The organism is Pseudomonas sp. UBA6753, assembly GCF_002453565.1.
Classification (GTDB): domain Bacteria; phylum Pseudomonadota; class Gammaproteobacteria; order Pseudomonadales; family Pseudomonadaceae; genus Aquipseudomonas; species Aquipseudomonas putida_Z.
Genome location: NZ_DKHD01000035.1, coordinates 94,295 through 107,921, shown reverse-complemented (window position 1 = coordinate 107,921; position 13,627 = coordinate 94,295). Strand labels below are relative to the sequence as shown.

Genomic DNA, 13,627 nt, shown 5'->3' with positions numbered 1-13,627 from the left:
ACTCATTGATTTTGCAGGAGCACCGATCACTCCCCGCAACGCGGCAAACAGGCGCACCGGCCCCGTTCCCCACATGCGGGGAAACTGATGGCACACTGCCATTTCGTTATTCCCCAGCATTGGGGAAACGCCATCAGGGGCCTCAGTCGGCGATCTCCACGGTAGCGGACGCACGCAAACGTTGGCGCACGGACTGGCGCGCCTGCGCCTCCCGCTGCCCGATGAGCGTGGCCCTGGCCAGGACCAGGCCCTGTTCGCGTATGACCGAAGGCTCGTCACTTTGTTGCTGCACTCCTTGCAGGTTTTGCGAATTGGCATCATAGAATGCCTCCACTTCGGCCTCGCTGGGCGCGGCGACCGCGCTGAGCTGGGCGTACACCTGCTGCGCGGCCAGCTCGCGCCGGGTGTACTCATTGTACTGTGCCCTATCGAAGCCCGCTTCCGCCAGCCGCCGCTCAAAAATTGCCGGGCTGCCAAGCGCGGCCTCGATCTCGCCCACATGTGCCGACACCTGCTCGTCGCTGATGGCTATGCCGAGGCGCTGAGCCTCCTGCCACAACAGCTCCTTGTCGATCAGTTCATCCAGGGCCTGATCGCGCAGGCGCTGGTACAGGTTCGGGTTGCGGATGCTGGCGACCGCGCGGCCCTGGGCGTCCAGGTATTCGCTGAAATAGCGCTCCAGGCGCATCGTCTCGATCTCCACACCGTTGACCCGCGCCGCCGGCATATCGGCCCAGCTTGCCTTGGCCAGCACCTGCAACAGGCACAACAACAGAACACGCATGGCAACCTCCGCTCAAGGGCTGTCCGGCAGTGGCCGGTACGGGGTGACCGCGGTAAAGCGCGGCCCGGGCAGGGCCACCGCCACCACATGGGCACCGGCCATGCCCTGGCGGCGACCGGGGCCGAAGCCCAGGGCCGGGGTCAGGCCGGTGGACACATCATGCAGGCCTTCCAGCGCGGCAATCAGCTGCTCGCGGCTGGTGTCACGGCCAGTCTGCTTCAACGCTTCGCTCAACAGGCGCAGGGCGCACAGGGTGTTGACCTGCAACGACGCCTGGCGGGGGTCGAGGCCCTGGCGCTGCTGCAGGCCGGCCAGGGTCGCCAGGCCCTGTTCGGTCCAGTCCTCGGGCACGTAGGGATAAGCCAGGAACACCCTTTGCGACCAGAACTCGGGCAAGCGCGCCACGGCGCCGGTCACTTGGCTGGAGGCGCCAAACAGGTATGGCTGGCGGCCGGCTGACTGCAGCGCCGAAGCCAGTTCGGCAAAGGCCTGGGCACGGCCGAGGAAGACAATGCCCTGCCCGTCCACGGCCTGGCCGGCAAAGGCCTGGGCCGCAGGTGTTGCCCAGCCCTGCTGCTGCAGGCGTTCGCGCACCTGCTCGGCCAACGTCGCATGTTCATTGCCGGCATACACCACACGCAGGTCGCCCGCTGCCAGGCCCAGCGACGCGCGGGCGTGGCCGGCCAGGCTCAGCAATTGCGCGGGCAAGCCGGGCAACGGGTCGAAAATCTGTGGGCTGCCGCCGCTGCGTGGGGTGCTGCCGATCAGCGGTACATTGTGTGGCGCCAGCAAGGTTGCCAGGCGCTGGTCGAGCATGGGTACCAATGGCGCGATCAGGGCGAACACCCGCTCCTGCTCCAGCAACTGCTGCAGTGCCCGTTCGGCGCTGGCCGGGTCGGCGCCCGGGTCGAGCACCACCAGTTCCAGGCGTCGCCCGTGGATGCCACCCTGCCGGTTGAGTTGCGTCAGGCCGTCTTCCAGTACCGCACGCACCACCTGCCCGGCCTCGGCCAGTGGGCCGGATGCCGGCAGCAAGGTGCCCAGGCGCAGCACGCCCTCCTCCACGCCGGGGTCGCGTTCCTGGGCCAGGCGCTTGAGGTAGGCCGTGAGGTTGCGCTGGTCGGCCAGGGTCAGCTCGAAGCGTGGCATGGCCGGGTCCAGGCGATTGCCGGCCGGGTCGACGCCGTGCTGAATGGCCCGGGCCAGGCTGCTGTTGGTATAGGCCGGATAGCGGCGTCCGTTGACCTCGCGTTCGCCCTGGCCTTGCGCCAGGCGCTGCCAGTCGAGGCTGGGCGGGCGTACTCCCCCTTCGGCGCGGCCGCGGCCATCGTTGCCGTGGCAGCTGGCACAGGGCAGCACGCTGGCGGGGACCGTCATGTCACTGGCGCCTACACGGGCTTGTAGTTGTGCGTCGCTGCTGGAGACGCCTTCGCGGTAGAGGTGTTTGCCGGCTTGTTCGTTGGCGCTGAGGTCCAGGGCAAAGGCCGGAGCACAAAACATCAGGCTCAAAAGCACAACCAGGATCGTGCTCATGGCTTTTCCAGCCTGCTCAGGCCTCATCGCCGGCAAGCCAGCTCCCACAAAGATCGCAGCGTGCCTGAAGGCAGTGTCATACCTGTGGGAGCCGGCTTGCCGGCGATGAGGCCGGCAGCAACAGCACAAGGCCACCAAGGCATTCATGATGCTCACCGCCCTGCCAAAGGCAGTGCCAGCAACTGCATGCGCTGGGCAATCGCCGCAGGCGGTGCATCCGGGCGGATCTTGCTCCAGCGCTTGCCGGCCACGTCGCCGGCAATCAGCTGTGTCGAATGCTGCTCGGGGCTGGGCAGGAACTGGCCGATGCGGCCGAGCACCAGGTCGACATTGGCCTTGTCACCCGTCAGGAACAACCAGTTGGGCCCATCCACGCCCTGCTTCTCGGCAAAAGCCTTGAGCACTTCGGGGGTGTCGTTGAGCGGGTCGCTGCTGATCGACACGAAGGTCACCTGGCTGGCCAGCTGCGGCCCCATGGTCTCGCGCACTTCGCGCAACTTGCGGGTAATCAGCGGGCAGGCGTCGGTGCAGTGGGTGAAGATCACGTTGAGCATCACCACCTTGTCCTTGAGCACATCGCTGTAGAAGCGCAGCTCGCGGCCGTTCTGGTCCTTGAGCACAGTGTCGGTGAACCAGGTCTGGGCATCGCGGGTGCCGCCGCCACTAGTCATCGCCTGCGGTGCCGGCTGCGGTTCTGGTGCCTGCGGGGCATGGCCTTCATGGGCGAACGCCACCGAGGCGAGGATCCACAGGCAGCCACCCAGCACCAGCCAGTCAAAACCGCGCATGCCAACGCGGCGGTTGCTTACCTGGCTCATGGTTGCACCTCGTGATGGTCGGCAATGGCCGTGCTCTTGGCATGCACCCGGCGGGCGCCGAGGCGGTTGATTTCGTCGATCAGCACTGCCGGGTCGGTGAACCCGTAGTAGCGCGTCCAGTGCCCGGTGCGCCCGTCCCCCACCATAATCAGCGGTGGGTGCTGGCTGAGGTCGGCGCTGAAGCTGCCCAGGCCCTTGAGGGTTTCGCTGATAGCGTACGGCGTACCGGTCAGCCAGCTCCAGCCCGGCCCCTTCTGGAAGGCCTTGGCGTAGTCCTGCAGGCGCTTGGCGTCGTCACGTTGCGGGTCGACGCTGATCGACACCAGATGAATGTCTTGCCCTACCCGGCCACCCAGTTGCTGCTGGACCTTGCCCATGATCGACGACACCACCGGGCACACCGTGGTGCAGCTGGTGTAGATGAAGCCCATGACCACCAGGTGGTCGCCCACCAGGTCTTTTTCCAGACGTACCGGCATGCCGTCCTGGTTCAGCAGCGAAACATCGGCAAAGCGCACGCTGGCCTTTTCCTGGCGCGCCGCCGGCGGCTGTTCGGCGTGGCCGTTGTGGTCGTGGCCACCATGGGCCTGGGCCAGGTTGCCGGCAAAAGCCAGGCTCAGGGCCAACAGTTTGCAAGCATGCTTGGCGTTCATCGCAGGTTCCTCACGTCATTCTCGGAAACGGTGGACGTTGCGGCCGGCAGGACGCGCAGGCTGGTGTAGTTTTCCTCGGCGAACCGGCGCCCCAGCGACGGCGACTGCACGTGCAGGTACCAGGCACCGGCTTCGGGCAGGGTCAGGGCTGCCTGATAGATGCCCTCGCCCACCTCCTCCAGTTGCAGGTTTTGCGGCATGGACGAAGGCGCCAGGAAGTAGCGCAGGCTCAGGTCGCTCAGGCCCAGGCGCGGCTGGCCGTCGTCGCCGACGATGCGCACCCGCGCGGTAACGGCGCTGTGCTGCGACAACGGCCGGTCCAGGCCGATGAACTCGGCGTGGGCGCCCTTGCGCTTGCCGGCATTCGGCGCTGCGGCCACATCGGTGCTGAAGCAGTGGATGATCTGCGGCTGGTTGAGCAGGAAGGCCACGTCGAACTTGCCGGCGGCGGGCATCTTCACCGTCGAGCCGTACACGCCCGGGGCCAGTTCGCGCAGGCTGCGGTCGACGACGATGGCGGCGCGGGCCTGGTGGCCACGGTTGTTGTAGCCGGACATCGGTGCGTTCATGCCTTCGGCGTAGAAGTAGGTGGTGTTGTCCACCGGGTTGACCACGAACACTGAATTGTCGTCACGCGACACCGACAGCCCCTGGGCCAGCGGCAGGTCACCGGCCTGGCGTGGCGCCGCCGGGCCAGCCTCGAAGCCCTGGATGATCGGCGAACGCCCTTCGCCCAGGCTGGCCAGGTTGATCATGCTCACCTTCGGCGAAGCCAGGCCGCGCACGTAGGCATAGCCCTTGGTGAAGGTCAGCTGGTACGGTTCGGCCGCCACCGGGATCTGGTGGATCAGCTTGTCGGTACTGGCGTCGATCACCAGGGCCTGGTTCTCCAGGGTGTTGAGCACGATGCCGTAGCGGCCATCGCTGCTGAAGCGCATCGGCCCCAGGCCCTGGGCGGCCTGGACCGTGTGGCGCAGCTGGTGGTTGCGGGCGTCGAACACGCGCACGCTGCCCTCCTCGCCATCGACCACGTACACCGCCTGGGACAACGCCGAATAACTGACCGACAGCGGGTGCGGGCCAACCTTGATGGTCTTGGCCAGGCGCATTTCCGGGATGTCGATGACGCTCAGGGTGCCGCTGTCGCGGTTGCTGACATAGGCGTAGCGCGAGTCGGCACTGAAGGCGATTTCGTGGTGGCCGCCGCCGGTGTTGAAGGTTTTCAGGGTGTTGCGCCCCGGTACATCGATCACCGTTACCCCGCCCTTGGCCGGGTCGCTGCTGTTGTTGCCTACCCACAGCCGGTGCTGGTCCGGCTGCAGGGCCACGCGCAGGGGCTGGTCGCCAGCGTTCAGGTCGGCCACGCGGGTGAAGGTTTCGGTGTCGATCACCGAGACCTTGCCGCGCTCCGGGATGGACACGAACACCAGCTTGTCGTCACCGGTGGCCACCCAGTCCATGGGCCGCCCAGGCAGGTCGATGCGGGCCATGGTGCTGGTCACGCCGCCCACCGAAACGGTCGGGTCGATCACCGTCAGGCTGGCGTCCTTGTTCATCATCAACAGGAAGTAGCTGTTCAGGTCGAGCAACGGCCGGGCGCCGATACTGCTTTTGAGGAACAGCGCGACACGGGCCTTGCAGCTCTGGTCGCGGTCGCCCTCCGGGGCCGACTGTGTCGGGTCGATCCACGCCCCCGGGGCCATGCCCGACAGCGGCTGGCCACTGGCCTGGTCGCTGACCTTGAAACGGATGTTGGCGAAGCTGCCCTCCTGCAGCTCGCCCCCCGCCAGCGGCCGGGCCTCGAACTCCACGGTCACGCCGTCGCGGCTGAGCCGGTGCGGGGCCTGCGGGTCGTCAGAGCCCTGCAAATACTCGCGTGGATCGCACCAGAGGCTTTCATAGGCCACGCCCAGGCCGATCAGCACAGCCCCCAGTGCTACCCCCATGTATGCAAGGCGGGTCTTCTTGTTCATGTTCGCGCCCCCATTTACCGTCACTGCGCCGGTGCCGTTGCCGGCGGCGCTTCGTTGGTCACCCGCAAGATCCCCCACAGCCCCGAGAGGTTGCCGTAGGCGGCGTAGTCGCGGAACAGGTAGTCACCCGCCACCGCGTTGGCGCCGCCGGCACTGGGCAGCATGAAGCTGAAGTGCGCAGCCGGCAGCACGCTTTCCTGGGCACCGATGTACATGGCCATCGGGTTGTAGGCGAAGCGCACCGAGCCGATGCCAGGCAGGCTCAGCGGGTAGCCGTCCACGTCGTTCTTCTCGGCCTGGTAGTTGTGCAGCGGCCACAAGTGGCCATCCAGCTGGTAGACCATGCCGCGGCTGCCACCACTGGGCATCACGATATGGTTGCGCACTGGCTGGCCGGGCTTGGCGTACAGCACCGGGGTTTGCGGGTCGCCACCGACCAGGGCGTTGGCGTAGGCCATGTGGGCGTTGGGCACATCGCCAAAGCCCAGGCCACCGGCGCGGCCGAAGGGTGAGTCGGGGGCCATGCCGAAGCGCAGCCACAGGGGCTCGGTCTTGTAGTTGACTGCCATGTTGCCGTTGTCCTGCGGGTCGCCGGCGGCGCCGTTGCCTTCGGTATTGATGCCCTCCACCGGGCGACCGTCGGCCCAGCGCATGTTCAGCGCACGCTGCCAGACCGTGACGAAGTCGCGGTAGTCCGGCTGGCCGGTGACCTTGACCGTGGCCTGGGCCCGTGTTGCGCCGTCCTCGGTCCAGGTGGCGGTCTGCGGCAGGATGCTCATGGCACCCACCAGGCCTTTCTGCGGCTGCTTGATGAAGTCCGACGGGGTCAGGTTGAGGCCGCCGAACTCGATGGCCGTGGTGTTGATGTTGTCCACCGTGCGGCCCAGTTGCGACACCGGCTTGCCTTCACGCTCCAGGTGGCCGGCATAGTACTGGTAGGTACGGGTCGGCCAGGCGCCACTGGTGCCGGCACGCGGGGCCACGGTCTGCACCGGGTTGAGGCCGACGTTGGCGCCGTCGGACTTGGTGATGTCGTAGGCCAGCAGCTGGGCATGCAGGCCCACGTGGCTGGACGGTCGCATCAGGTTGTTGGCAAAGGCGGTGGCACCCTCGCTGTCGAAGCGGTCACGCTTGACCACGTTGTGCATCACCGCAGTGCTGGGCAGGTCCGGCATCACCAGTGGCAGGCGGTTTTCCAGGGTGATGCTGATGCACTCGCCGGCGTTGGCGCGCAGCACCAGCGGCTCCACGGGCACACCCGCCTTCAGCTTGCCGGTGGTGGCGTCCAAGTCGGCCTTGCGCACGTACAGGATCGCGGTCGGGTCGTGCAGCGGCGCGCTGTGGCCACCGATGGTGAAGGGTTCCCCATCTTCGGGGTCTACCCCACTGACCAGCGGGATGGCAGTCTTGCGGCTGTTGAACACCAGGGTGCCGCCGTTGGCCTTGAGCGGGCCGCCGACATGCTGGCCGACACCGGCCGGGTCGTTGATGCTGACGCCGTTGCGGTTCTCGAGGATGTCGTTGGCCAGTGCCGCGACGATTTCGTAGCTGCGCTTGACCGTGGGGCGGCTGCCGATGCCGTTGGGGTTGGCCGTGGTTTTCGGGCAGATGCCATCGAAGTTCACGGTGTTGCGCATGGCCACCGGCTGCGGGTTGTTGGGCAGCGGGAACAGGTCGGCACGCTGCGCGGTGTAGTTGCGCATGATGCCCCAGATGCCGTTCCAGTAGCCCTCCAGGGCCGCATCCAGCGAATACAGGTAGTCACCGTTGGTGGCTGCCGAGCTGGAAATCATCGACACCGGCGCCATGAAGCCCAGTTGTTCGGAAATACCGATCATCTGCGATGCCTTCCAGCCCGAGTTGGAACTGTTGCCGTAGCCGGTGCCGTTCTGCAGCCACTTCACGCCATGCAAGGTGATGTTGTGCTCCTCTTCATGGCCACCGGCATGCATGCGCAGGCGTACGTTGTCACCGGAGTAGGTGCGCAGCATCGGGGTGAACGGGTCGCCCGGTTCGCTGCCGGCCGCGTTGATGTGCGGCGGGAACAGCGTGGTGCCGCCGGTGGGGCCGACCGCCGAGGTGATCGCCGAGGGCGCCAGGTTCAGTGCCGGGATGGCGCGGTCGGTACGGGTTTGCAAGGCGTAGCTCAGGTCGCCGGCCAGGCCGTCGGCCTGCATGCCACGCTTGCCGTCCGGGCCGACCTTGTTCGGGTCGTACACACGCAGGGCCAGGGGCTCGTTGCGGTAGTTGACGACGAACATGCCCGGGTCATCCACCGAGATCGCCTGCGGGCAGGGCCGGCTTGGGCAACCGGGGTTGATGCCGCCGCGTTCCTCGACGATGGCCTCCAGCAGGTTCGACGCCTTGCCGCGCACCGGCGGGTTGATGGCGTAGCGGAAGCTGTCGGCGGTGGCCGGGTACGACTGGGCATTGGGGATGCCGTCCGGCCCGGCGCCGACATACACACCGGCCTCGTAGGCGTGCTGGAAGTCGCTGTATTCCAGGAAGAACTCGCGGTAGCTGTCGTTCTTGCCGTCGCCATCGTGGTCACCGGTCTGGATCACCGCCTGCCACGAGGTCGGGCCACCGTCCTGGCGCGTGGCCGGGTTGTAAAGCTTCTCGCCGGTTTCGGCGTGGTACCAGGTGGAGTTGGCCGGTTCGGCCAATACGGTGGCATACAGCCCAAGCTGCTGGTGGGTCGATGGGCCGAGGTGGTCGTGGGTGAAGATGGTGCCCAGGCCACGGTCGACGTTGTACACGTTCACCAGTGGGTCGGCGAACCAGCGCTGCATGGCCGTGCGTGCGCCCAGCCAGTCGGCCCTGCCGAAGCGGCCGAAGTACGGGTGCTGCCGGGCTTGCGGGCAGGCGGCGGTGCCGTCGCGGCTATCGCCCTGGGTGCAGCCGTTGTAGGCACGAATGGCCTGCACCCGCTCGACCACACTGCCGGGCGAGAGGATGCCGTCTTCGTAGTTCCAGCCGTTGGCCGAGCCATCGGCGGCGGTCAGGTCCCACTTGGGCAGGTGGATGTGCTGGCCGATCACGTCGGTCGGGGTGCGCACCTGGTAGTCGTCCATCTCGTAGATGTTCGGGATCAGGTTGGTGTGCTGGTACATGGTGCAGTCGAAGGTGTTCATGCGCATCACCAGCGGCTCTGGCGGGCGCTGCTTGGTGATCACCGGCCAGGCGTCTTCCCACAGGGCGATGATGCGGGCCTGCGGGAAGTGGTAGCCGACCTTGTTGTACACCGCGTCGAACTGGATGTTGGCGCCCTTGTAGATGCGTGGGCGGTCGGCGGTGAAGGCCGAGGCGCCACGGAAGTTCAGGCCCGCCAGGCTCTCGCCGCTGAAGTACTCGCCTACCCCGGAAGACTGGGTCAGGCGTTTGCCCCGGTCATCCATGCACGGCTCGTAGAACGGCGCGCCGGCAGTCGGCAAGGCGCCGTTGGTGCGGAACGCCTTGGCCACCGGCTGGCTGCCGGGGATCAGGGCGAAGCTTGGGTGTTCGGCCAGGGCGTGGAACTGCATGGCCGCCTGCTCGACATCGGTGCCCTCTTCGGGCAGGTAGATCGGCTTGGCCTTGTGTACCACCTTGGTGAAATCGAGCTTGGTGGTGGTGGTTTCGGCCTCGCCGCCGGCGGATACGCCGTCCAGCGCGTGACGCCCCAGGCCGCCGTCCCAGCCATCGACCTGGTTCGGGTCGAGGTTGGCCCACAGTGCCTTGCCGCTTTCCTTGAGCTGGCGTGCCATGGCCGGGTCGAGCATGTCCAGTGGCGGGGTTGGTGGGCGGTTGCCCACGCTGCTTTCCATGCCGCCGATCCAGAACGGATAGCCGGGGTTTTTCAAGGTGCCGTCGGCGTTGCGGTTGGCGTCGCTGCGGTCGACCAGCGCCAGCGAGCCGATGGCCTTGCGGACCGGCGCCTGGTTGGCTGGCTCTTCATCCTCTTCTTCCTCGGGCTCGTCGTCGTCATCATTGGCGGCAACCAGCTCTTCGGACAGCTTCGGTACCACCACCACCTTGCCTGGCATCGGCGCCATGGCCTTGCCAGGTAGCGGCACGATGGCCGGGATCGGCGTGCCGGCAACGATCTCGCCATCGGGCAGGGCCCGGGCGCCAACCGCCGGCTTGCCGCTGCGCAGGGCGAACGGAGTGTTGTGGAAGCCGTTCTCGCCCTGCCCGCTCACCTCAAGGCGGGTGCCTTCCTCGAACACGTCGTGTACCCGCCACATGGCCCACATGCCCTGGGCGAAGTGCGGGTAGAAGTGGCAATGGTAAATGGCATCGCCCGCCACCCGGTTGCGGTTGCCCGAACCGCCGTTGGCGATTTCGTAGGTGTAGCCGACCCCCGCGCCGATGCCCTGGGCATCGATGTAGTCGGAATTGTCGTCATTGGGGTTGAACAGCCACTGGTGGCCGTGCAGGTGGAAAATGTGCTGTTCATGGCCGTTGTGGGTGTTGCGGAACTTGGTGAAGTCACCGATGTAGCTGTGGTGCACGTTCGCCGGTTCTGCCGGGAACAGGGCCATGCTGGCCTTGACCCCGACGGCGCTGGCCGGTGGTACCTCGCCAGGGCGGATGTGCTCCAGGCCGACGTTGGCCGGCACGTCCACCAAGGTACCGACGTCACCGACAGTGTGCGCACTGAGGAAGAACTCCTCATAGGCGCACGACAGGCAGTCGTGCATCGGCCCCACGCCCAGGCGGTTGGCCACCACTTCGGCGCCCATGCCACCGGAACCGTAGTTGATCATGAACGAGTCGCGAGTGGGTTCCAGTACGTGGCCCATCACCGGGTCGGCCCAGTAGCCAGGGAACGCCTGGGTGCCGGCAACCTCGTCGGCGAACTGCGAGGCGAAGTCACGGAACGCCTCCAGGCGGTTGGGCAACGCCGGGTTGCGCTTGCCCAGGCTTTCCAGCGGGTAGGTGGATTTGGGGAAGCTGCCATCGGGGTTGGGGCCCATGACGATGGCATCGGTTTCGCTGTTGATGATCTGGTTGCCGTCGACCATGGCAATGATCGGCTTGCCAGCCTTGCCTTCGGCGATCCAGGGTTGCATTTGCGGGTAGCGGGCTTCGTAGTCGATCACCGGCTGGCCGGTGGCGGTACGGCCGGTGGTGGCCAGGCGCATTTCTTCTTCGGTGAGGGTATTGCGGTAGGTGCGGCCGAGTTTGGGCACCACCACTACCTGGCCGAACAGGCCGTTGGCAACGTTGCCCGCAGTGCCCTCGCCGCCGAAGGTGGCGGCTTTGCTGGTAGCGGCGAAAGCGCCTTCGCGTTCGGCGTACAAGGTATAGCTGCGGGTGCTGCCGGGGCTGACGAAGAAGTTGCCGTTACGCCCGGTGTAGGCAGAAATGTCGGCGATGCTGTTGACCGCCTGCATGCCGTTGACCTGGAAGCCGACCATGCGCTCGGCCACCTGCTCGTCGGCGACGAAGCCTTCGGCGACTTCGTTTTCGAGCTCGGGCCCCTCCTCTTCGCCCTCAGCCTCTTCGGCCTCGATGCCGTGCTTGTTGGGGTTGGCCTTGTAGTCGAGCAGGTTGGTCAGGTTGACGGTAAGGCATTCACCGGCGGCCACCCGCAGCACGATGGGCCGCGGGCGCTTGTCCGGGCGCAGGGTGACCTTGCCCGGTACCGCCGCCCCGCCGCTGCTGAGGGGGACCATCTTGTCGTCCACCACATCCTCGCGCAGGGCGAACATCATGCCGTTGGCGTTTTGCGCGCCAAGGCGGTTGAACATCAGTGGCTGATCCAGCGCCACCACGTTGGCGACCAGGGTGCGCTGGCACTGCACGGCGGCTTCGCTGGTCGACTCCCAGCCGAGCAAGGCCAGAACGAGTGATGACAGGATGGGGCCTTTGAGTGGCATAGACATGCTGCACCTCCGGGACACAGGATCTCTGCGTGGAGCTGGAGCAAGGTGTATGCCAGGAGCGGATTGCTTTTGTTTTCAGTTGGTTGCAGCGGCAAACGAAACAGATTGGGGAGGATTCCCCAGCGGTTTTCCCCGAAACGGGGGGTGGGTTGCTGGTGTTCGTCACAAGATTTTCAGCGCCTGTAAGACATTTCTGAACATAAAACCAAATACTTCAGAAACGACCCGCTTGGGAATTATCCTACGCGCGCTGCCGAACTATCGCTGTTGTCGGGGAAACACCTCACGGATAACGTTTCCGGGTCGCTTCGGTGACCGGGCATGAGAACCCGACAGATAAGCTAGCAGCACCTCTATGGTGGCCGTACGTGGGCGGGCTTTCGCCTGGCCGGGTCTTTGCTAGCTTCTTCTCGGCTTTCTCACACCTGCGTACGGCTGCCACCTTCAATCCATGAGAAAGATTCAGGTGGTAGTTCCATTCCGCCGGGGATATCACCTGGCATTGAAGTAGAGTCGACTGGCCTCATCGCCGGCAAGCCAGCTCCCACAGGTACAGCATTGCTCTCGAGGTTGTCGCTGTACCTGTGGGAGCAGCCCTTTCGCGACACAAGGCCGCTCCTGCAAGTGGTCTGCGCAGTCCAGCAGATTGTTGTCAACCGACCAGAGCGCGTACGCAGAAGTACAGGATCGACGGGCCCATCAGGCAACCCAACCCGGTATGGAACGTGGCTGTCAGTGCCCCGTACGGCACCAGGCGCCGGTCGGTCGCCGCCAGCCCGGCCGTCACCCCCGACACCGTCCCCGCCAACCCGCCGAACACCATCGCCGAACGAGGGTTGTCCAGCGCCAGCAGGCGCGCCGATACCGGGGTGAACATCATCACCAGGATCGCCTTGATCAGCCCGGTGGCAATCGACAGCGCCATCACGTCCGAGCTGGCCCCCAGCGCCGCACCGGTCACCGGCCCGACGATATAGGTCACCGCACCTGCACCGATGGTGGTCATGCTCACCGCATCACGGTAACCGAAGGCGTAGGCCACCGCAGCGCCGACAATGAACGGCAGCACCGTGCCAAGCAGCAGCGCCACCGCGCCGATCATCCCGGCCCTGCGCGCCTCGGTGGCCTGCACCTCGAAGGCCGTGGCGACAATGGCGAAGTCGCGCAGCATGGCCCCGCCCATCAGACCGATACCGGAGAACAGCGCCATGTCGGCCAGGCCTTTCTGGCCACCGGTAATGGTGCCGCCGACCCAGGCCAGCACCAGGCCGATGACGATGGCGATGGCCGAGCCGTGCACGCGGCCGAAGGTCAGGTACTTCGACAGCACCACCGACAACCACATGATCGCGCCCACCACCGCAAAGGCAGTGATCAAACCGTTATGTTCCAGGGCATTGTCAATGATCGGCCACATGATCAACGCCCTCCTGCAGGGGCGGCCTGCACATTGCTTTCGGGGCCGGCCTCCACTGCCGGCAGGGGTTCGCCGCGGTGGCTGCGGCTGATCAGGGCAATGGTCGCACCGCACACCAGTACCGCACCCACTGCCGCCAGCAGCGCCACCGGCCCGCCGTGCAGGGCGGTGACCACGTTCTGCTGGGCAGCCATGGCCACCACCACCGGGATGTACATGGCGCCCCAGAAGCCCACGCCGAACTCGCATTCCTTGCTCATGCCGCCGTTGCGGTGCATGTACAGGCGTGCGCAGATCAGCAGGATCATGGCGATGCCGACCCCGCCCACATTGGATTTGACGCCCAGCAGCACGCCCAGGAAGTCGCCGACGATGACGCCGGCAAGCGTGCAGACCGCCAGCAGTGCCACACCATAGATGATCATTGTTGTTGTCCTCAGGTAGTGTCGAAGTTGCTTGTTGTTGTTCTTCGTAAACACACTTTTGTGCGGGTTTCGCGGTCATTGTGGGAGCGGGCGTGCCCGCGAACACGGGCGAAGCCCGTGCCATTCACCGAGGTGCCTGCTTCGCGGGCACGCC

General features: G+C 66.1%; 8 protein-coding genes. All 8 read right to left on the bottom strand.

What is annotated here, in order from left to right; all coding sequences use genetic code 11:
• Positions 1–142: 142 nt before the first annotated feature.
• Complete coding sequence (locus B2790_RS14965) at positions 143–784, bottom strand: SurA N-terminal domain-containing protein (protein ID WP_085588441.1); 642 nt, start codon at positions 782–784, stop codon at positions 143–145.
• Between the two features lie 12 nt (positions 785–796).
• Positions 797–2,317 (bottom strand): ABC transporter substrate-binding protein, encoded by a 1,521-nt coding sequence (locus B2790_RS14960; protein WP_286919101.1) that lies wholly within the window; start codon positions 2,315–2,317, stop codon positions 797–799.
• Positions 2,318–2,469: 152 nt separating this feature from the next.
• Positions 2,470–3,135 carry an SCO family protein gene (locus B2790_RS14955; RefSeq protein WP_075045041.1) on the bottom strand — a complete coding sequence of 222 codons (666 nt, stop codon included), beginning with the start codon at positions 3,133–3,135 and terminating at the stop codon, positions 2,470–2,472.
• Positions 3,132–3,788 carry an SCO family protein gene (locus tag B2790_RS14950; RefSeq protein ID WP_075045040.1) on the bottom strand — a complete coding sequence of 219 codons (657 nt, stop codon included), beginning with the start codon at positions 3,786–3,788 and terminating at the stop codon, positions 3,132–3,134. Before B2790_RS14950 ends, B2790_RS14955 begins: the two co-directional genes overlap by 4 nt.
• Complete coding sequence (locus tag B2790_RS14945) at positions 3,785–5,761, bottom strand: cytochrome D1 domain-containing protein (protein WP_274079796.1); 1,977 nt, start codon at positions 5,759–5,761, stop codon at positions 3,785–3,787. The genes B2790_RS14950 and B2790_RS14945 overlap by 4 nt, the downstream gene beginning before the upstream one ends.
• Positions 5,762–5,781: 20 nt before the next feature.
• Positions 5,782–11,631, bottom strand: a complete 5,850-nt coding sequence (mnxG, locus tag B2790_RS14940; protein WP_286919100.1) for a manganese-oxidizing multicopper oxidase MnxG — start codon at positions 11,629–11,631, stop codon at positions 5,782–5,784.
• 652 nt (positions 11,632–12,283) lie between these two features.
• Complete coding sequence (madM, locus tag B2790_RS14935) at positions 12,284–13,048, bottom strand: malonate transporter subunit MadM (RefSeq protein ID WP_286919099.1); 765 nt, start codon at positions 13,046–13,048, stop codon at positions 12,284–12,286.
• A 2-nt stretch (positions 13,049–13,050) separates the two neighbouring features.
• Positions 13,051–13,473, bottom strand: a complete 423-nt coding sequence (gene madL, locus B2790_RS14930) for a malonate transporter subunit MadL (protein ID WP_003258591.1) — start codon at positions 13,471–13,473, stop codon at positions 13,051–13,053.
• Positions 13,474–13,627: the final 154 nt, after the last annotated feature.

Bases quoted from the DNA above. Each gene is read 5' to 3' on its own strand.
- B2790_RS14965 (WP_085588441.1), bottom strand. From the start codon at position 784: ATGCGTGTTCTGTTGTTGTGCCTGTTGCAGGTGCTGGCCAAGGCAAGC.
- B2790_RS14960 (WP_286919101.1), bottom strand. From the start codon at position 2,317: ATGAGCACGATCCTGGTTGTGCTTTTGAGCCTGATGTTTTGTGCTCCG.
- B2790_RS14955 (WP_075045041.1), bottom strand. From the start codon at position 3,135: ATGAGCCAGGTAAGCAACCGCCGCGTTGGCATGCGCGGTTTTGACTGG.
- B2790_RS14950 (WP_075045040.1), bottom strand. From the start codon at position 3,788: ATGAACGCCAAGCATGCTTGCAAACTGTTGGCCCTGAGCCTGGCTTTT.
- B2790_RS14945 (WP_274079796.1), bottom strand. From the start codon at position 5,761: ATGAACAAGAAGACCCGCCTTGCATACATGGGGGTAGCACTGGGGGCT.
- mnxG (WP_286919100.1), bottom strand. From the start codon at position 11,631: ATGTCTATGCCACTCAAAGGCCCCATCCTGTCATCACTCGTTCTGGCC.
- madM (WP_286919099.1), bottom strand. From the start codon at position 13,048: ATGTGGCCGATCATTGACAATGCCCTGGAACATAACGGTTTGATCACT.
- madL (WP_003258591.1), bottom strand. From the start codon at position 13,473: ATGATCATCTATGGTGTGGCACTGCTGGCGGTCTGCACGCTTGCCGGC.